The organism is Microbulbifer sp. VAAF005, from assembly GCF_030012985.1.
Taxonomy (GTDB): Bacteria; Pseudomonadota; Gammaproteobacteria; order Pseudomonadales; family Cellvibrionaceae; genus Microbulbifer.
The window spans coordinates 337,984-355,879 of sequence record NZ_CP120233.1 but is presented as its reverse complement, the minus strand read 5'-3'; the positions used below and the strand labels follow the sequence as shown (position 1 = coordinate 355,879).

At 50.3% G+C, this 17,896-nt stretch carries 17 protein-coding genes and 1 pseudogene; 2 read left to right on the top strand and 16 right to left on the bottom strand.

All coding sequences use genetic code 11. The annotated features are described in order from the left end of the window. Nucleotides 1-420: 420 nt before the first annotated feature. Both P0078_RS24400 and P0078_RS24395 read right to left on the bottom strand, forming a co-directional pair. The gene (locus P0078_RS24400) at nt 421-687 is read right to left on the bottom strand and encodes a S1/P1 nuclease (RefSeq protein WP_353057034.1); all 267 of its coding nucleotides are present in this window, start codon (nt 685-687) and stop codon (nt 421-423) included. A gap of 5 nt (nt 688-692) precedes the next feature. Further along, nucleotides 693-1,187: pseudogene (locus P0078_RS24395) on the bottom strand (S1/P1 nuclease); the annotation flags it as partial. A 291-nt stretch (nt 1,188-1,478) separates the two neighbouring features. Between P0078_RS24395 and P0078_RS01545 the strand changes: the two are divergent. Both P0078_RS01545 and P0078_RS01540 read left to right on the top strand, forming a co-directional pair. Continuing rightward, the gene (locus P0078_RS01545; RefSeq protein WP_282932720.1) at nt 1,479-3,509 is read left to right on the top strand and encodes a TonB-dependent receptor; all 2,031 of its coding nucleotides are present in this window, start codon (nt 1,479-1,481) and stop codon (nt 3,507-3,509) included. 1 nt (nt 3,510) lies between these two features. Next, the gene (locus tag P0078_RS01540; protein ID WP_282932719.1) at nt 3,511-4,614 is read left to right on the top strand and encodes a hypothetical protein; all 1,104 of its coding nucleotides are present in this window, start codon (nt 3,511-3,513) and stop codon (nt 4,612-4,614) included. A 228-nt stretch (nt 4,615-4,842) separates the two neighbouring features. Here P0078_RS01540 and P0078_RS01535 read toward each other — a convergent pair whose 3' ends face one another. The 14 genes from P0078_RS01535 to gspD all read right to left on the bottom strand — a co-directional run bounded on the left by P0078_RS01535 (nt 4,843) and on the right by gspD (nt 17,880). After that, a complete protein-coding gene (locus P0078_RS01535) occupies nt 4,843-7,056 on the bottom strand; it encodes a response regulator (RefSeq protein ID WP_282932718.1) in 2,214 nt (737 codons plus the stop codon). 46 nt (nt 7,057-7,102) lie between these two features. Next, nucleotides 7,103-7,306, bottom strand: a complete 204-nt coding sequence (locus P0078_RS01530) for a DUF2788 domain-containing protein (RefSeq protein ID WP_282932717.1) — start codon at nt 7,304-7,306, stop codon at nt 7,103-7,105. A 109-nt stretch (nt 7,307-7,415) separates the two neighbouring features. Beyond that, nucleotides 7,416-7,688, bottom strand: coding sequence for an acetyltransferase (locus tag P0078_RS01525; protein ID WP_282932716.1), 273 nt, complete (start codon nt 7,686-7,688; stop codon nt 7,416-7,418). A 181-nt stretch (nt 7,689-7,869) separates the two neighbouring features. After that, nucleotides 7,870-8,358, bottom strand: a complete 489-nt coding sequence (locus P0078_RS01520) for a type II secretion system protein M (protein WP_282932715.1) — start codon at nt 8,356-8,358, stop codon at nt 7,870-7,872. A 57-nt stretch (nt 8,359-8,415) separates the two neighbouring features. Next, entirely contained in the window at nt 8,416-9,759 is a 1,344-nt protein-coding gene (gene gspL / locus P0078_RS01515) for a type II secretion system protein GspL (RefSeq protein ID WP_282932714.1), read from the bottom strand. An 11-nt stretch (nt 9,760-9,770) separates the two neighbouring features. Next, entirely contained in the window at nt 9,771-10,757 is a 987-nt protein-coding gene (gene gspK / locus P0078_RS01510) for a type II secretion system minor pseudopilin GspK (protein WP_282932713.1), read from the bottom strand. Between the two features lie 18 nt (nt 10,758-10,775). After that, nucleotides 10,776-11,075 (bottom strand): type II secretion system protein GspJ, encoded by a 300-nt coding sequence (locus tag P0078_RS01505; RefSeq protein WP_502867291.1) that lies wholly within the window; start codon nt 11,073-11,075, stop codon nt 10,776-10,778. After that, a complete protein-coding gene (locus tag P0078_RS01500; protein ID WP_282932711.1) occupies nt 11,006-11,497 on the bottom strand; it encodes a type II secretion system protein GspJ in 492 nt (163 codons plus the stop codon). The genes P0078_RS01505 and P0078_RS01500 overlap by 70 nt, the downstream gene beginning before the upstream one ends. Before the next feature lie 5 nt (nt 11,498-11,502). Beyond that, nucleotides 11,503-11,874 carry a type II secretion system minor pseudopilin GspI gene (gspI, locus tag P0078_RS01495; protein ID WP_282932710.1) on the bottom strand — a complete coding sequence of 124 codons (372 nt, stop codon included), beginning with the start codon at nt 11,872-11,874 and terminating at the stop codon, nt 11,503-11,505. Beyond that, on the bottom strand, nt 11,864-12,430 hold the full coding sequence (gene gspH / locus P0078_RS01490) for a type II secretion system minor pseudopilin GspH (RefSeq protein WP_282932709.1): 567 nt from the start codon (nt 12,428-12,430) through the stop codon (nt 11,864-11,866). Before gspH ends, gspI begins: the two co-directional genes overlap by 11 nt. 19 nt (nt 12,431-12,449) lie before the next feature. Further along, nucleotides 12,450-12,878 (bottom strand): type II secretion system major pseudopilin GspG, encoded by a 429-nt coding sequence (gene gspG / locus P0078_RS01485; protein WP_282932708.1) that lies wholly within the window; start codon nt 12,876-12,878, stop codon nt 12,450-12,452. Nucleotides 12,879-13,145: 267 nt separating this feature from the next. Beyond that, the gene (gene gspF, locus P0078_RS01480; protein WP_282932707.1) at nt 13,146-14,363 is read right to left on the bottom strand and encodes a type II secretion system inner membrane protein GspF; all 1,218 of its coding nucleotides are present in this window, start codon (nt 14,361-14,363) and stop codon (nt 13,146-13,148) included. 2 nt (nt 14,364-14,365) lie between these two features. After that, nucleotides 14,366-15,862 carry a type II secretion system ATPase GspE gene (gspE, locus tag P0078_RS01475; RefSeq protein WP_282932706.1) on the bottom strand — a complete coding sequence of 499 codons (1,497 nt, stop codon included), beginning with the start codon at nt 15,860-15,862 and terminating at the stop codon, nt 14,366-14,368. Continuing rightward, nucleotides 15,859-17,880, bottom strand: coding sequence for a type II secretion system secretin GspD (gene gspD, locus P0078_RS01470; RefSeq protein ID WP_282932705.1), 2,022 nt, complete (start codon nt 17,878-17,880; stop codon nt 15,859-15,861). The genes gspE and gspD overlap by 4 nt, the downstream gene beginning before the upstream one ends. Between the last annotated feature and the right edge of the window lie 16 nt (nt 17,881-17,896).

Genomic DNA, 17,896 nt, shown 5'->3' with positions numbered 1-17,896 from the left:
AATTATAATTTTTTAGTTTTCCCTTCAGGCTTAATAGTACTTCCATCTTCGAACCCTAGAAGATTAACTTGCTGAAACTCCTTTAAGATCAGTAGCAACATCAACCTGTGAGTCAGGCAGAAAAAACTTATCAATGTCTTTAAGTACCGGAGTCATCCTAGGCCATACCTACCTAGACCAACCTTATAAAAGAAACAATTCTTGCATTTTTCACCAGACTTTCAGTACAGGTGACTGGAAAACTACCATATCGAGATCGATTGGCCGCTATTTACAAATAAATTCTAAAATAAAACAACAATTCAGATATATGTGTAACCAGGCTACACAAAATTGGGGGCTAACTTGGCATATTTTGAAGATCCAAGGCTCTCGGCTCACCACAATCAGACCAAAGGTTGAGGCAAGCCTGGAGTAGAATTATTTGCTGACAACATCGATTCCTGGATTACCCAGAGTACCGTTCAGTACAGATGCCAGACGAACCCCACCCTGTTGTAATCGCATTTCAACAGAGTCCTGACAGCGCAGAAAGTACTTTTCACCCAATTGTGCTTCAGTGGTATAGGCCAGCTTGTGGGCCAATTTGTGGGATTCCTGGGCCCAAACTTCAACCGAGGTAGACTGCCAAAGCTGCCTTTCGGACCCGCTAATTTTTTTACTCGCTCCTGAGCGTAATCTTGCCAATCTAAAACTAAACGGGATACTAAGTGAATATCCCAAAGTGCGTGTAGGTTTGTTTCACTCCCATAAAACTGGACTTGCACATCATTACCACCCTTATCCGAAAGTAATCCGGTATGTAGCGGCTGATGAAGGTCTCCAACAAAGTGGGCAATAAACATTAGTGCTTCTGCTCGCTCTTTCTTGGTGCGCGAGCGATCGGCCAGTACCTTCTGATAATTTTGGATCGCCTTTAATATACACCCTACAGCAGGGCAATCCCGCTCCTCAACATAAGTACTCCAATCTCGCGACAGGTTTATATAGTGGAGTGGCGCAGCCCAGTTGTAAGCCTCGTTAGATCTAATTCGATCAGCCCAAGTTGTGGATTCAGCTAGGTGCGGCTCACCGACTTCATCAAGGAGCAACTCTATTTCGGCAGCTACCTCCGGGTCCAGGTAATGCCATGCAATTTCTCCAACGACCCTGTGGCCATCATCTCCCCAAGCGTATGCCTGTGTCATAGCTGTGAGTCCGAATAGTGCAACTGCTATACGGGCAATTATCAATCGTATGCTCATTGGGCATGTCCGCCAGAGTGAATTTGCTGCGTACTTTAACGCCAGTATGTGACAAGTTCACGGCTGTAATAATTTATTTATATGTGCACTACATAATCGCTTCAGCTCTTAGACAGTACCCAATAAAAATTACATAACAGTCTCCATTGGAACTTGGAACCTAAGTTGCAAGAGCAAAACTCGATAATTACTTGGGCCACTTGAGTTGGCAATTCTTTAGACCAGGAAAACGCTATGAAACCTTCTCTGTTCCCGCGCGTATTACTATCTGCGGCGATTATTTCTGTTGCCAGTATGGCGCAGGTATCTCAGGCACAGGAAACTGCAGCCGGCATTCGCGGCTCTATTTCCGGAAGCAACGGTCAAGTAATTACCAATGCGACTGTAACAGTGGTTCACACCCCCTCCAATAGCCGCCGTGAGGTAGAAGTCAGCGACGCGGGGCAATTTAACCTGAGTGGCCTGCGAGTGGGTGGCCCCTACACCGTCACCATCGATTCCGAGGAAGGCCAGCGAGTTATTGAAGATATCTACCTCTCCGTTGGTGATATCCTCCCTCTGAGCCTAACCCTCGGCACTAGCAATCTGGAAGAAGTAACCGTATTGGGACAAGCGCTCAGTACGTCCCGTTTAGCTGTAGGCCCATCTTTGCACTTTAACAGTGACGACCTTGCCAGTGCCCCTTCCATTAATCGCGATATCAAGGATGTGCTACGTCTCGATCCGCGAGTTTATGTGGATGAAGCCAATGTTGATGCTATCCAGTGCGCCGGCGCCAACCCTCGCTTCAATAGCCTTACGGTTGATGGCGTACGCATGAATGACAACTTCGGTCTGAATAGCAATGGCTACCCCACTGAACGTATGCCGTTCTCGTATGATGCTATCGATCATGTCGCCGTCGAACTGGCGCCGTTCGATGTTCAGTATGGCGGTTTCAGCGCTTGTAATATCAACGCAGTGACCAAGTCCGGCACCAATGAGTGGCATGGTTCATTTTTCTACGACTACACCGATGATGGTTTTCGTGGTGACTCCCTGGAGGGTGACGATATCGATGTGGCCAGCTTTGATGAGAAGCGCTACAACGCAACTCTCGGTGGAGCCATTATCGAAGATAAACTCTTTTTCTTTGCTGCCTATGAAAAGCTGGAAGGCGTTGCCACTTTTGACCGAGGACCTGCAGGCAGCAGCTCTGCCATCGAAGTACAAGGGGTTTCCCAAGAGCAGCTCAATGAGATTATTCGTATTTCCAATGAAGTCTATGGCTACAATCCGGGCGGCCTACCCACCAGCATGCCAGAAGAAGACGAAAAGCTGTTGGTGAAACTTGATTGGAATATCTCTGACGATCACCGAGCTGCGTTTACTTACAACTACAACGACGGCTTTTCCATAGCCGAGGCCGACAATGACCCCGATGAGCTGGAACTATCCAACCACTATTACGAGCGCGGAGCCGAATTAAACTCCTATGTTGCACAGCTTTTCTCCGATTGGAGTGACATATTTTCTACAGAGATGAAAATTGGCTACTCCGATTTGGACAACCGCCAAAACTCCCTGGGCGGAACTGATTTTGGTGAAGTTCAAATCACCACTTACAACGATCATGACAACGACGGCAATGACTCCCGTGCGACAGTCTATCTAGGTGCTGATGATTCTCGCCATGCCAACAAGCTAAGCTATGAAAACCTGACATTTAAGCTCGCCGGTAAACTGCTGCTGGGTGAACACAACATAACCACCGGCTATGAACATGAAAACTTCGAGGTCTACAACCTGTTTATACAGGAGGCTGCAGGAGAATACCGTTTCGATAGCATCGAAGATTTTGAAGCCGGGATTGCCAACCGGGTAACCTATGAGAATGCAGCTGGCACCAACAATATTTTAGACGCTGCCGCTGAATTCAGTTACAGCATCGATACACTCTACGCCCAGGATGAATATATCTTCGCAAATCTGGACCTGACAGTGGTTGCGGGACTGCGTTATGACCGCTACAGCAGTGATGACAAGCCAGTAGCTAACGCAGACATAACCTCTACTTATGGCTTTTCCAACCAGCACAATATGGATGGCCTGGACCTGCTACAACCTCGCCTGGGCCTGAGCTGGAACCTTGACGATAACCTGGAGCTACACGGCGGTATCGGCCTTTACTCCGGTGGGAATCCCAATGTATGGATTTCCAATAACTACTCAAATAATGGTGTTCTGCAAATCGAAGCCCAAGATAGAAGCGGCACCCCTATTTGATATGGATTGGACCAATAACGGCGATCCGATCTATGAAATCCCACAAGACCTCTATGATATGGTCGCAAATAGTGATGGTTCTGTAGGTGGGGTCAACCTGATGGATCCGGATTTTGAACTGCCATCCATCTGGAAGTATGCAATCGGCGGTAGCTACGAATTTGAATCCGGTTATTTAGCATCTATAGACTATTTGTACAGCGATTATCAAGATGCCGCAATTATTCAAGATATCTCTCTTGAGCAAGTTGACTCGACTGCTGATGGGCGCCCGATTTACGGCAGTGCCAATGGTCGCAGCGAAGACTTCATGCTGACCAATGTGGATGGCGATTCCGGTTATTCCAGCGTACTTTCTCTCGGCCTCAGCAAGTCTTTTGATTTTGGCCTGAGTATTGCCCTTGGCTATGCCTTCACCGAAGCTGAAGATGTTAACCCCATGACCAGCTCTGTGGCTTACTCCAATTACACCAAAATCGCTACCGCTGATGCACAGAATCCAGGCACTGCAACATCAAACTATGTAGTTCCCCATCGCTTCACTTTGAAGTTGGATTACACCCAAGAGTTTTTCTCAGGCTACGAAACACGATTCACCTTGTTTGGTTCTGCCAATGAAGGCATTCCATACAGCTACACGTTTGGTGATCAGATCTTTGGTGATGCGGGCTGGGGTCGCGGCCTGCTCTACGTACCCTCAGGCGCCGATGATGCCAATGTTGTATTTGCAGATGACTTCGATACTGAGGCCTTCTTCGCCTGGGTTGACTCTGAAGACCTGGATAGCGGGACTAAGGAACGCAATTCACTTAACAGTGATTGGTGGACCAAGTTCGATTTGCGTATCGACCAACAACTACCGGGATGGCGTGCGGAAGACCGGGTTAACGCGTACTTTGTTATTGAAAACCTGGGCAACCTGCTGAATGACGAATGGGGCGTTATGTATGAGGGCGGATTCCCTCGTTACCAGTCAGCGGTAACGGCCAGCATCGATGACCAAGGGCGCTACGTATTTGAGGAATTCCTGGACCCAGCGGGGCAAACCCGCGTGACCGATGCCTCTCTATGGAGTGCTCGTATGGGGGTTCGCTACGAGTTCTAACCCATACTTTGTCGAATGCCGCAGCATTTGCTGCGGCCATTCCTATTTCCCCAAACCAAAAACCGTTTCTCGGTGCCGATCATTTCAATAGCGACTGATAATGAGTCTTTGGAATAGCACTTTTCTCAACTTCCAAAGCCACAAGACGCCCACCTTGAGTAAATGGGAAATAAAAAAACCGCACTGAAGTGCGGTTTTTTTATCGAATATCAAAGCAAGATCAGTAAGCTAAGCACTACCCAGCCAACGCGCCAAGGTTTCCCGAAGAAGATCTTTACTCAGTGGCTTGGTCAGAAAATCATCCATTCCTGCTGCCAGGCAACGGCCCTCAAATTGCTCTTCAGTAGTACTGGTTACAGCAACAATAGGCAGGCGATCATCCGGGCGGTGCTCAGACTCCCAGCGACGCAGTATCTCGATAATCTGCGCACTATGATCCGTATTTTGCTGGCAGTCCACTAACACCAAATCATAATGGCCTTCAGACAAGCGAACTAAGGCATCATCCGCATCTACCGCTATATCTACCTGGTAGCCGAGGGCCTGAAGCATCTCCTCAGTCACCCACTGATGTGGCCTGGACTCCTCTACCAATAGCAAAGAGTAGTGGCGCGGCTGATCCGCCCCACCGGTAACCACTCTTCGACAGCTTCTTTTCGCACCGCCAAACAGTAATCCCACTAACGCATCGTGCAGTTCTTTACGGGTCACCGGTCGACTCAGATACTGTGACGATGGTAAGAGTTGCTGCAGGTGAGCAAACTCGCTTTTCTGGCCAAAGCCGCCCAGGCATACCAGGCGACTCTCTTTTTCACCAGCCTCTTGGGACTCTTTAAAGAAAGGCGTAATGGAGTCGAAAAGAGTCGAATCCCCCATTGCCGGTGCCATCATTACCAATTGGTTGCGTTCTACCGCTTGGCGCAGCAACTGCTGGACTTCACACTCGCAACCTTCGCACCAGCGGATGGACTTTACATCCATCCCAAAAGAGCGCAGTACCTGCGCGAGACCAGAAATAAACAGGCCCTTCTGGTGAATTAACAGGACTTCAATATCCTGTAATTTCCTATCCGGTGTGAGATAGGTTCGCTGATTTGGCTCTGTAGAATACTTGATTACTACCTGATAGCGGTTACCATCCGGCGTTGAATGCAGCTGTAGATAACCGCCCATCGCTTCAGCTAAACCTTTAGCTATCGACAGCCCAAGACCTGTAGTTACCTGGGTGGTATCCATACGGGAGAAGGCACCGAAAAGTTCGCTCTCGTCCGGCAATATCTCACCGCGCCCATCATCCATCAAAGTGATCGAGAGCTGCCCCTCTACCGTGGTGATCGGGTTATAAGATACCTCCCCCCACAGCTCGCCTCTTTGGGCAATGCCAGTAGCGGAGTCCACCAGATTGCGAATCAGCTGGGCCGTTTTGCGATTATCCCCTGTCACCATCACCGGGAGATTGTCATCAATCTGGAAGTTAAATTCTAACTCCTGACTGTGGGCAGCTCTCGCTGCAAACTTGAATGATTTTTCCACCGTTTTCACCAGGTTAAAGGGGCCCTGGCGCAAGCGGATATCCTTTCGGGCCACACGGGTAAACAAGCCTACATTATCAACCAGTTTTAGCTGCTGACTACTGGCGGCCTTGGCCAGCTCCACCCATTCGCGTTGTCGCTCGTTTAATGGTTCAGCTTCCAGCAGCGCCAGAGCGCCGAGGGAATCAGATAGCTGACTACGAAATTCTTGGCCGATATTGGCAATAAACTCATTGGTCAGTTCAACTGCAGCTTCAGAGTGTTTGCGGGCTGCAGCCAGGCTACTCGCTCTCTGTTGCAGCTCCTGCATCGCAGACAGACGCTCCCAATAGTTCTCCGATTCGCGACGGCCCTGGTGGGCAGTCAGCCAAATAAAAGCGAGGGTGAGAGTCCCGTAGATGGTCCCCAGGATCATGCCCGAGAACAGTGCCATTAGCGCTGCTGGCAGTAGTGAGGTTGCTGTGAACCAGGTCAGGAAACGATGGTAGGGAGAAAATACGGTGGTGACACTGGAGCAAAAGATTACCGAGTAGATCCACAGGAAGTGGGTCTCAGGCGCAAACCCCATTAAATAGACAAAGTAAAATAAAGTAATGCCCCACCAGGCTGAGCCGATAATCGAGAACAGAAAGTAACGATTGCGCCAACGATTTGGTCCCGAGCCATACAGGTGGTCGAAGCGAAAAACGTAGTAGCCCCTGATCAGGGTTAGTACTACCAGGCCGATTCCCATTGTTAATAACAGGCGCGGAGCTTCTAGGCGCATATCGCCAATAGAGGCTGCGATCAGAAATGCAAAAAGGGAGAGAACCATGCCGCGCCGGGTATATTTGGCGATACGCATATCAGTTGCGCGGCAAATACGTCTGTCTTTTTGAACCTTGAGTTCAGGGCGATCAAATATAGACATTGCGACCTTCCCTGAGAGACTGGGTATCCGGTGCCATTGAAGCTCCCTAGCCTATCCCGAGTACTTCAACCAAAACGGTCTTTATTAGAAACCCCAGCAGTCCAAGCCCCAGAGCGAGGAACAGAATAAATGTCCCAAATCTACCAGCCTTGGAATCTTTTGCCAGGTTCCAAACAATAAACACCATAAATAGAATTAGTGCACCGATTCCCAACCACAGGGAATACTCTTCAAACTGCTCAAATGTCATGCGTGCATTCGCTTAAAAAATTGGCGCGCATTGTACAGTGCTTGAGGGCAACTGGTAAGTCATTGGCAAAATCTAGTCGACCACTGTACCATTTGGTAAAACTATAAATTCAAGCACCCTGATAGTAGTCGCCATCCTCTGAAGCGTGAGTGCCGCAACGAAGCCTGCGAACCTCTTTATCCCGGTAGCGGCTATCATGCCAGCATCTAGGAAGTGGCTCACCAGAGAGGAAGCATAAGTCAGTTTTATCGAAGACTTCTGGGTCTTGAATCTCTTCACCCCACAGATAACGGCCCACCACAGTCAGCTCGTAGGGATTCGAAAGTGTGACAATATCAGCCACTTCTACCAAATGCTTGGTGGATATGTCTTTAAAAAGCATAGTGGCACCTTTTTCCTCATTCCTAATCCAGTATAGGGCTAAAGATGACATTTCCGCCTAAAACCACCCTACTTCTGTGGGGATGCACACGATTGGGAGCGCCGATGACAACGTGCGCTTAAGAGGTGGTGGGGAGAGGCAGGCCCGAGTTCTATATTCGAGCCTGCCTGTAGGGAGGTTACTAGCCTTCGATCGTCAATCGAGCAGAGACCATACCTTCATCGGCAAGGGCATCCAGATTAATCGTACGAACAGCCATTTTCTCCTGCATTAGGCGATTCAACCAGGGTTGCAAATCCTGATAACGGACTTCTTCAATCCACAATCGAATACGGTTTTCACCCTCAGGCTCAAAGCGCTTAATCACAATCTGGTTTTGTTTGGCCGCACTAGTAACGCGCTGCAGAAGAGTTCCTGAAGCACCACCAGTTCCACCGCCTGCGGGCTTTATTCGCTCCAACGTCGGGCGCTGGCCCTCCATCCAGTTAACCAGCTCACGATTTTCTTCCGCTCGCAAGCGGGACTCATCAAAGAAGCCCTTTGCCGGGGAGTACAGGCCATAAACAATAAAAATTACGGCTCCGAATATACTTAGCAGACCTAAGGCTCTCTGGTCATTGGGCGGAAGTGCCTGCCATTTTTGGCGCCACTGTTCGATCTGTTCTTTCATTATATTGCTACCACCAATCTCTTCTTACGCTTGGCTGCTTTATGTAAACCGCTGGCTCTAACGTAAGCGAATACGGCCTGAAACGCCTTTTTTCAACTCGTTCGCACCTAACAGGTCCGCCTTGATCCCACCGCCAGATAGCTTGCTGACAAATGCATCGAGATCAGACAGGTTTTCTGCCTGAAGTTGCAACACCATTTCTCCACGCTGACCATCGAATCGCAGGGACTGTAACTTTAATGCGCCCCCTTTGTGAGCAATCCAGACTTTACTCAACTGCTGCATCTGGGTAGAGAAAGCACCACCCTGATTACCCGCGCCTTTCAGAAAACCTTCAAGCTGTCGGCGCATCTGGGCAGACGGTCGAGTATTCGGGAACAATTCCGTAAACATCGCCTGGGCCTGCTCTTCAGACTGGTTGCCCTTCCACTGATAAAAAGCACCGGCACCGACGAAAAACAGTAGCTGGATAACAAAACAAGCGGCAGCAACTTTAGCCGGGCGTATCCACCAAACCGCAGCGCTCTTATTACTCGATAACTGATAATCTCCAGTGAGCAAGTTTGTTAGCAGCCCCAGCTTGAACCGCTCAATAAAGACTTCTTCCGCTGAGCGCTGGTTAAGCTGTAAACCATCACCAAACTGGGATTCCAGCTCAGCAATCAGCAATCCATCCTGCTCGCCAGCCCCCAGCAGTACTACCTGTTTGTTATCGATCGGCTCGCCGCTTTCAGAGTCGTCTTCGCTTTCAGATTCATCACCTTCATCAACTAATAGCGAACCAAGGAGAGGTTGTAAAAAATCGCGATTAACAGTTAGACCCTGCCCGGCACCTTTCCAGATATGCGCTTGGCCGCCATCCAGCCACAGGCGAATGTCACCTTCGATCAGGCTAAGTAATTCATACTCCGGCACTACAGCAGCCAGCGGCCACTGGAGCCGCTCCAACTGGGAGTGAAGCGCTTCTATTTTTTCAACATCAATGGCGTATACGCTGCAGAGATCACCAGTGCGGGGGCTGCAGGCAAAGTGCAAGTCCTCGACATCCTGGGCTAAATGCTCCTCAACCATGTAACCAATGGCACTTGCCTGGCGACGAGCTGCCTTAGGTATAGTTTCGAGGCCGCTCCATACCCAGTTACCAGGCACCATCAGTAGCGCTTTGGCTCCCTCAGGAAGGTTGAGCTGAGGGAATTCCGGCTGCTCTTCGACAGCTTCAAATTCGGGATTAAATGCCTGAGCAAATTCTGAATCCAGGGTTACTTGTTGCCATTCACCCTCTTGCCACTGATGCAAACGCAGAGTCAAATCCGCAGTTTCACTCAGCCGCAACAGAACCAAAGACGACTGTGGAGGCGCTACTGGGGCTTCAATCTCATTAATGCTTTTCTTTTTAAACATACAATTTCTAACTATTCGCTCTCTTCAGTGCTTTCGTAGTCGAGTAGCTCCTGCATCATTTGACCAGAAAATGTTCGGCGCTGGCGCTGGCGCACCCGAACCGAACCATCTGTGCTATTCCGAACAAGGGCGGACTCCCAATATTGCCGGTATTCGCCATCTTCCCCGAGTTGGACAGCAATACGCGCCAGAAAGTGCTGGCTTTGATAGGTAAAAGGCCCTGAATTGGCGATGTCATAATCAGCATATTCACTCGAATCGCTGATATAACCACCCGACTCACGAAGTTGCACCAACTTAGAAACACTCGCAGAGGGCTCAATTGCCTCAATTAGCTCCTCAGAGGCAGTGTTGATATTTACCAGGGTTCCCGTTTCCGGGAGAGCACAGAGAAAAGGCACTAACTTCTGCCAATCCTCTAGCTCCATATCCACTACCGAAGACAATTCAGAGATGTCACTGATCATTATGTCCGGTGTTCGATGGGCAAGTTCTCTGCCCAAATAACCATCATCCTCTGTAGCTGAGGTTCTCGGGGTATCACCGTCATCCACCCAATCCGCGATTGAGTTGGCTAGATCGGACTTGCCAGTGACGTTATTCACTAGGCGCTGGAAAATCGCAAACTGATCACTATCGCTGCTATCAGACAAATTATTCACATTGAAACATGAATGTAAGTCCATGATATTCATGCGAATTTTGCCATTGTCAGGATTGAATTGCAGAACTGGGAATGCCCAGGACTCCAGAGAGTGATCTGCAGTCTCCTCCTCTTCTTGATCCTCCTCAAAGTCTTCTAACAGAGCTACCCGCGTCCAGGCTTCCGCAGCTTCAACAAACTCAGCAAGCTGTGTATTGGCCAAAAGTGCACCACTGCGGGAAATCGCAATTTGATCCCGCAATATGGCATGGGTTACCGCCGCGATAGCAATCACCATCACCAGCAGTACAACAATCAGAGCTACGCCCCTTTGACGACCCAACGACTTCGACATATCGCTACTTTTCATGGCCTAAGTCCCGTTATCGTCATTGTCATCAGAAGAACTATCTTCCTCTGTCAATATCTGGAAAACGCGACGGATCTCTCCGTACTGTTGGGTGACAATAACGAACTCAATAGCTTGAGGAAGGCGTGTATCCGCCTCTGTTGTGGAAGTAGTAGTACTAACAGGCGGCCATTGGGCAACCCAGGCATCACTGTCTGGATCCAAGTATTGAAGGCTCAAGCTTTCGACACCCATTAGGAGGGGCTCAGTAATGGGCTCAGAGTCGGGGGACCGGTCCAAAACCTGCCATCGACTGCGTAACAACAGCCCACCGAACTCTTCATCCTCCCCCCTGTACCGATAGTCAAGGAGTCGGTTTCAAGGTCCTCGGCATAACCGATACTGTAACTTAAGCGCAGCAGCTCTCCGCGAGGTTCACCTGTGAGGTTTGCCGCACCTAAGCGAGTAAACTCCAGCTCATCTTCGTCCCCGCGCAATGCGGGCTCATAGCCGCTATAAGCATTCTTAACCGCGCGGGCAGTGACTTGGCGAAAATCGTTATCTATACGGTACATCGCCATAGAAAAGCGGCGTAGCTGTTCCGCTCTCTGATCCACCATTTCTTCAGTATCAAAAAAGAGTCCCAGCAGGGAGAAAGAACCGACACTGATAATTGCGACCAGGATTAAAACAACAAGAACTTCAACAAGGGTAAAGCCCGACTGGCTGGGAAGGCGCATAGACATATTAGTTACTCCTCCGCAGCCCAGGCATCCAGAGTCAGGGTCGGGTACTCCGCATCCAGGTGGCCCACCTCAATAATGATATGGCGCAAGCGCTCATTACTAGTGGCCTCTACACGGGCGCTTACCTCCCACTCCTGCAGTCCAAGCACTACCTGATCAGTTTGTTCACCCAGTGGAGGCCAGGGAGTTTGCACGCGAACCTGGGAGAGCACCTGTTGGGCAACCCAGTTTGCGGAAAGTCGGTCTTCCATTACTCGCTGCTGGCGCACACTGCGCTGCATTGCTTGCAAGACACTGGCGGCAATAACCCCAAAAATGACCAGAGCTATTAATACTTCCACTAAGGTAAAGCCGCGCTGGGCACCCTTAAATCTCATCGGCCTGCCACTCTAGCTGCAATCCATTCAGGCTGGTGTAAGAAATTGTCGCGCCTCTAACATCGTCGCCATTCTCAACAAGATACATGGCAACCTCCACTGGAAGCACCTCTCCACTAGAGAGAGCAACAAATTGGGGAACTACCCGATCTTCGCTGGTTTCTTCCGCAAATTCGGTAGATTCTGCCGAGGGCAGTTCGGCCTCTGTTATCACTTCGAGGCGTACAATTTCAGGCAGCTCATGAGCGGCAAAACGTGCAGCGCGCCTTCCGGACACTATTGAATCCAAGGGCAGCCAGGTCATGGTCTCCTGCTCAAAATGCACAACACTATAAGTGCCTTGTTCAAAAACAACGCCGTAATGCATTTTGTCAATCAGGGCTCGATCCGCAACCAACTGTAAAAGGGCCGACAGGCGCTGGGCTTCTTTTTGCCACACACGCCCGCCAGAATTCCCCATCGATAGAGTCGCCATGCCCGCCAGAGAGGCGATGATGACAATCACTACCAACAGTTCGATCAGCGTAAAGCCGCGGCTTCGACCGATGCTATACATCAAGTGCAAATTTCAGGTGTTACAGGTCAGTAACGTAGATATCAGCGGCTTCGCCCTCACCGCCCGCTTTGCCATCGGCACCGAGGGTGAACAGGTCGTAGGCACCGGCACTGCCTGGGCTGATGTACTGATATTCATAGCCCCAAGGATCTTTTGGCGCTTTCTTCAGGTAGGGCTCAGTCCAGTTCTTCGCTTCGGGGAAGCCGGATGGGCGGGATACCAATGCCATCAAACCCTGGTCAGAGCTGGGGTAGACAAAGTTATCCATACGGTAGAGGTCCAGTGCAGTCTCGATGGCTTTCAGGTCAACCCTTGCCGCTTTCATGCGAGCTTCTCCGGTCTTGCCAAGTACATTAGGTACAACCAGTGCACCAAGCACCCCGAGAATTACGATCACCACCATAATTTCAATCAGGGTAAAGCCACCACTTTTACGTAGGGTTTTCATTTTTCTCTCCTAGTTCACTCTAACTCTGGGAACCCCAAGGGTCACGATACCCTTCGTGACCCCAATTATTTAAAAGTCACCAAATCAGTAAATTACACGATTCCCCAGCCTAAAGCAGCAACATGCCCAGCAAAACTGCCGCTCCCAGCCCAACAAGAATCTTCGACGCCTCTAGCAGTGTAAAGCCGGCGCTGTTGCGCAAGGATTTCATACCAACCTCCTGAAGCAGCTACGCAATTTCTCTTTGACCTACACCTAATTTGAGCGTTAAACGACCAATTCGTTCATGCTCAGAATTGGCATCATAATAGCCATAACGATGAACAACACGATGGCAGCCATTATCAGCAGCATCAAAGGTTCAAAGATGCTCACAAAGGCAGTTACCGCACCCTGCAAATCCTGCTCTTGCGAATCCGCCGCACGCTGCAGCATTTCATCGAGAGTGCCCGAAGACTCACCACTTGCGATCATGTAGATCATCATCGGTGGAAAATAGCCTACATCTTCCAGTGCTTTACGAAGGCTCCCGCCCTCGCGCACGCTCTTTTGAGCCGCATCGAGTCTGTCTTTAAGGAAGGTATTGGTCATTACCCCACCGGCGATACCCATGGCTTGTACCAACGGGACACTGCTGCCCGTAAGAATCGCTAGGGTACCCACATAACGAGCACTCTGAGCACCGCGTATCAACCAACCAATAATTGGTAGCTCCAGCAAACGATGGTGGAAACGATATCGGATTGCCGGGCGCCGCAGCATCATCACAACCCCAAAAATGAGTGCTCCAAGTGCCGGCGGCACCAACCAGCCCCAGGCAGAAATGAAATCACTCATGGACACCAGGATACGGGTAGCCAGCGGCAAAACCTGCCCGGTGCCGGTAAATACCTCGATAACATCAGGCACCACGTACACCATCAAACCGGTTACGACCAATACACAGATAAATACCAAAACAACTGGGTAGATCAGAGCAAGCTGCACCTTCTGGCGAAATTGCTGCTGCCCTTCCGTGTAGTCACCGAGGCGATCCAGCACCGCATCCAAATGACCAGAGTGCTCCCCTGCTTCAACCGTAGCGCGATAGAGTTTGGGGAATGCCCGTGGAAAACTGCTCAGGGCCAAGGCAAAGCTGTGCCCTTCAAGAATTTTGCCCCGAACAGCCAATACCACGCGCTTGATTTTTTGGTTGCGAGTCTGGTTGGCAATGGCCCCAAGGGTTTCTTCCAGGGGAATACCCGCTCGAAGCAAGGTGGACATCTGCCGAGTTAGCAGGGCCAGGTTTTTAACACTCAGCCCAGGGCTACCAGATAGAAAGCTGGCACCGCCCTTCTCTTCTTTCTCGGTAGCTGCACTGACTTCCAGGGGCACCATACCTTTAGCGCGCAGCTGCTGCCGCGCAGCGCGCGCGCTATCCGCCTCGAGCGTACCGCGGCTCTTGCGGCCGGATTCTGCCAGCGCTGTATACTCAAAAGCTGCCACAATCAGGACTCCTGCGTAACTCGTAGCACTTCCTCTAGGGAGGTCCTACCCGCCAGTACTTTCTCTATGCCGTCGTCGCGGATGCTGGGGCCAAGCTTGCGGGCTTCTGCAACCAACTTACTCTCTGAAGCGCGATCGTGAATCAACTGGCGCATCACTTCATTGAGCGGCACCAATTCATAGATACCGATACGACCGACATAGCCACTGTGGCTACACTCTTCACAGCCATTGGGTTGATAAATAATGGCTTCTTCATCGGGTTTGACACCCAGAACCTCACGCTCGCTGCTGTCAGCCACATGAGGTTGCTTGCATTCAGGGCACAAAACTCGCACCAGTCGCTGGGCTAGAACACCAATCAAGCTGGACGATAAAAGAAAAGGCTCAATTCCCATATCCACCAGGCGGGTTACTGAACCCAAAGCCGTGTTGGTGTGCAGGGTTGAGAGCACCAAGTGTCCGGTCAAACTCGCCTGGATTGCAATCTGCATAGTCTCCAGGTCTCGAATTTCACCGACCATCACCACATCTGGGTCCTGACGCAGAATCGCGCGAAGCCCCCGGGCAAAAGTCATATCGGCTTTGGTATTTACCTGAGTCTGTCCAACCCCTTCCAGGTTGTATTCCACCGGGTCCTCGACCGTCAGAATGTTTTTCTCACGGTTATTGATACTGCCGAGGCCAGCATACAAGGTGGTGGTTTTACCGGAGCCCGTTGGTCCGGTCACCAGGATAATGCCGTGGGGGTGTCCCAACAGGTCTGTCATCACACGCAAGTCGCGATCTGCCATCCCCAGCTTACTCAGGTCCATTTTGCCCGCTTGCTTATCCAGCAGACGCATTACAACCCGCTCACCCGCCGATGACGGCATGGTAGAGACACGTACATCTACCTCTCGGCCAGCCATCAAAAGGGAGATCCGGCCATCTTGGGGCACACGTTTCTCTGCGATATCCAGCTTTGCCATTACCTTAATACGGGATACCAGCAATGGAGCCAGAGCACGCCGAGGCTGCAGTACTTCGCGGAGTACACCATCCACCCGAAAGCGCACGACGAGGCGCTTCTCAAAGGTTTCAATATGAATATCCGAGGCGCCCTGCTTGAGCGATTCGGCAAAAATTGCGTTGATCAATTTGACGATGGGTGCATCGTCTTCCTGCTCCAACAAGTCTTCAGTCTCAGGCAGCGAATCGGCAACTGCTGCAAGATCCAGGTCTTCACCCAGGCCTTCGACTTCGGAGAGGTTGCCCCCCTCCCTGTTCTCGTACAGGCGTTGCAAAGCGCCCTGGAAAACGCCTTCCTCTACAGCCTCCAAAGACACAGCCGCACCACTGATGCGCTGCACTTCGGCAACCGCTGATGGACTCAGCGGCGCCACATATTGGCAGAGGGGTTTGCCTTCCTGCTCTGTTAACAGAACCTTGTGACGCTTTGCGAAAGCGTAGGGAAGGCGGCGAATTGTTGGAGTCCCTGTTCCTGTTTCAGCCGTCATTTAGCTTCTTCTACCTCCAACACCTCAACGTCCACATCCTCTTCCAGTGATTCAATGGCAGCACCATCTATAGAACCATCTATAGAACCATCTACCGGAGCAGGGCTCTCGTTATAGGTACCGGTTGGCGGCATCATATCAGGCAGCACATCACCGCGATGCCAATCCCAGATCAGGCTAGTGCGGTCTTTCAGGAATATTTGCTTTTGCTGCATATCCATATAGCGTCTGCGCGTCTCCTCGTAGCCAGCAACCTGGGTACTGAGGATTCTGGGGCGTAGGAATACCATTAGATTAGTCTTGGTAACATCTTTACTAGTGTTGCGGAAAAGACGTCCGATACCGGGGATATCACCCAACAGGGGCACTTTGGACACTGACTCAGAAACCTGATCTTCCATCAGGCCGCCCAGCACTAGAATGGCGCCATCATCAATCAGTACTTTAGTGCGAATTTCGCGCTTGCTAGTGACGATATCCGAAGCCCCAGTTTCAGCCTCAACTGTCGACGGCAGAACATTTTCAACTTTTTGCTCAATTTCGAGAGTTACTGAGTTGTTGTTGTTAACACGGGGAATCACTTTGAGGGTGGTACCTACATCTTCACGCTGAATAGTGGTGAAGGGATCGTCATTACTACCAGACAGCAATTGCTCACCAGTAATGAAGGGTACGTTCTGACCTACCAAAATCTCAGCTTCTTCATTATCCAAAGCCATGATGGTCGGTGTAGACAGAATATTGGTATTGGTTTCAGAGGCCACAGCATTAATTGCTGCCCGAATATCAGTACCACTCAGGTAACCCAGATTTAGTGCACCTGCGCCCAAGAGGTCAGTTACTGGCAGCGAGAACGGATTAATCTCGCCATCATCATCAAAAGAACCAGTATTGTTCCAGCCCGCAACCGCATTGTCACCAGCACCGGCAATCCAGCTAATCCCCAGCTCATTACCAGTACCTTCTGTCACTTCGACAATAATTGCTTCGATCAGAACCTGCGCTCTGCGCACATCCAATCTGGCAATAACACCTTTCATTGTCTCAAGCAGTGCGGGAGGGGCAGTTAATACCAGAGCATTGAGAGATTCATTAACCTGGATACTAACTTCAACATTTGCAGCTTGCTGATCCTTCTCAGTGTTTTGGATACTGCCGCTCATACCTTCAAGAATTGGCTTTAGGTCTGCAGCATTTGCGTACTGGATATAAACAACTGCAGTGTTGCCATCGCCATCTAGCGGCGCATCTAGGCGACCGATAACGGTCTTGATCTGCTGTCGAGTAACTGGGTCTCCGGTCAGCAAAATGCTATTGGAACGTTCATCAACAGAGATTCGCAGAGGCTGCACTTCTTTGCCAGCCTTGTTTCCGCTGGTTTGAAGAAGGTCATTAAGTACCTGTTGGACTGCTTTCGCGGAAGCAAACATCAGCGGTACCACTTCAATATCAATGGCACCAGCCCGATCAAGCTGTTTCACCAGACGAATAATCTGGTCAATATTGGCAGCGCGATCGGCAATGATCAGGGTGTTGGTATCCGCGTAAGCCGCCAAGTGCCCAGTTTGCGGAATCAATGGGCGAAGCATGGCGATCAACTGTGAAGCGGAGATATTCTCTACCCTTACAGTACGCACAACGAGGGACTCCGCTGGAGCGCGAGTAGTCTCATCAGCGACAGGTATTGCTTGCTGCTTGGCTAATGCATCTGGAACTACCTTCCAGGTGCCACCCTGCTCCACTAGGCTAAACCCGTTAACCTGGAGCACGGACATAAACACATCAAAGGCTTCGTTATGAGTCATGGGGTCGCCGGCAACCACAGTGACCTTACCTTTAACGTTTGGGTGGACAATAATATTTTTGCCAGTGAAGTCAGCGGCCCAATTGATCAGATCACGAATGTCTGCATTGTCGAGAGAAAGGGTAACCCGCTCCGGGCCCTGAGCCAGCGTTGCAGTACAAACAAAAAAACTCAATCCGACCGCAAGCAGCCGTCGATAAAACATCTTCATCATTATTTATCTGGCTCTA

Bases quoted from the DNA above. Each gene is read 5' to 3' on its own strand.
- gspK (WP_282932713.1), bottom strand. From the start codon at position 10,757: ATGTCGAAGTCGTTGGGTCGTCAAAGGGGCGTAGCTCTGATTGTTGTA.
- P0078_RS01540 (WP_282932719.1), top strand. From the start codon at position 3,511: ATGGATTGGACCAATAACGGCGATCCGATCTATGAAATCCCACAAGAC.
- P0078_RS01530 (WP_282932717.1), bottom strand. From the start codon at position 7,306: ATGACATTTGAGCAGTTTGAAGAGTATTCCCTGTGGTTGGGAATCGGT.
- gspH (WP_282932709.1), bottom strand. From the start codon at position 12,430: ATGTATAGCATCGGTCGAAGCCGCGGCTTTACGCTGATCGAACTGTTG.
- P0078_RS01500 (WP_282932711.1), bottom strand. From the start codon at position 11,497: ATGTCTATGCGCCTTCCCAGCCAGTCGGGCTTTACCCTTGTTGAAGTT.
- gspI (WP_282932710.1), bottom strand. From the start codon at position 11,874: ATGAGATTTAAGGGTGCCCAGCGCGGCTTTACCTTAGTGGAAGTATTA.
- P0078_RS01520 (WP_282932715.1), bottom strand. From the start codon at position 8,358: ATGAAAGAACAGATCGAACAGTGGCGCCAAAAATGGCAGGCACTTCCG.
- gspD (WP_282932705.1), bottom strand. From the start codon at position 17,880: ATGATGAAGATGTTTTATCGACGGCTGCTTGCGGTCGGATTGAGTTTT.
- gspE (WP_282932706.1), bottom strand. From the start codon at position 15,862: ATGACGGCTGAAACAGGAACAGGGACTCCAACAATTCGCCGCCTTCCC.
- P0078_RS01545 (WP_282932720.1), top strand. From the start codon at position 1,479: ATGAAACCTTCTCTGTTCCCGCGCGTATTACTATCTGCGGCGATTATT.
- gspG (WP_282932708.1), bottom strand. From the start codon at position 12,878: ATGAAAACCCTACGTAAAAGTGGTGGCTTTACCCTGATTGAAATTATG.
- gspL (WP_282932714.1), bottom strand. From the start codon at position 9,759: ATGTTTAAAAAGAAAAGCATTAATGAGATTGAAGCCCCAGTAGCGCCT.
- P0078_RS01525 (WP_282932716.1), bottom strand. From the start codon at position 7,688: ATGCTTTTTAAAGACATATCCACCAAGCATTTGGTAGAAGTGGCTGAT.
- P0078_RS01535 (WP_282932718.1), bottom strand. From the start codon at position 7,056: ATGTCTATATTTGATCGCCCTGAACTCAAGGTTCAAAAAGACAGACGT.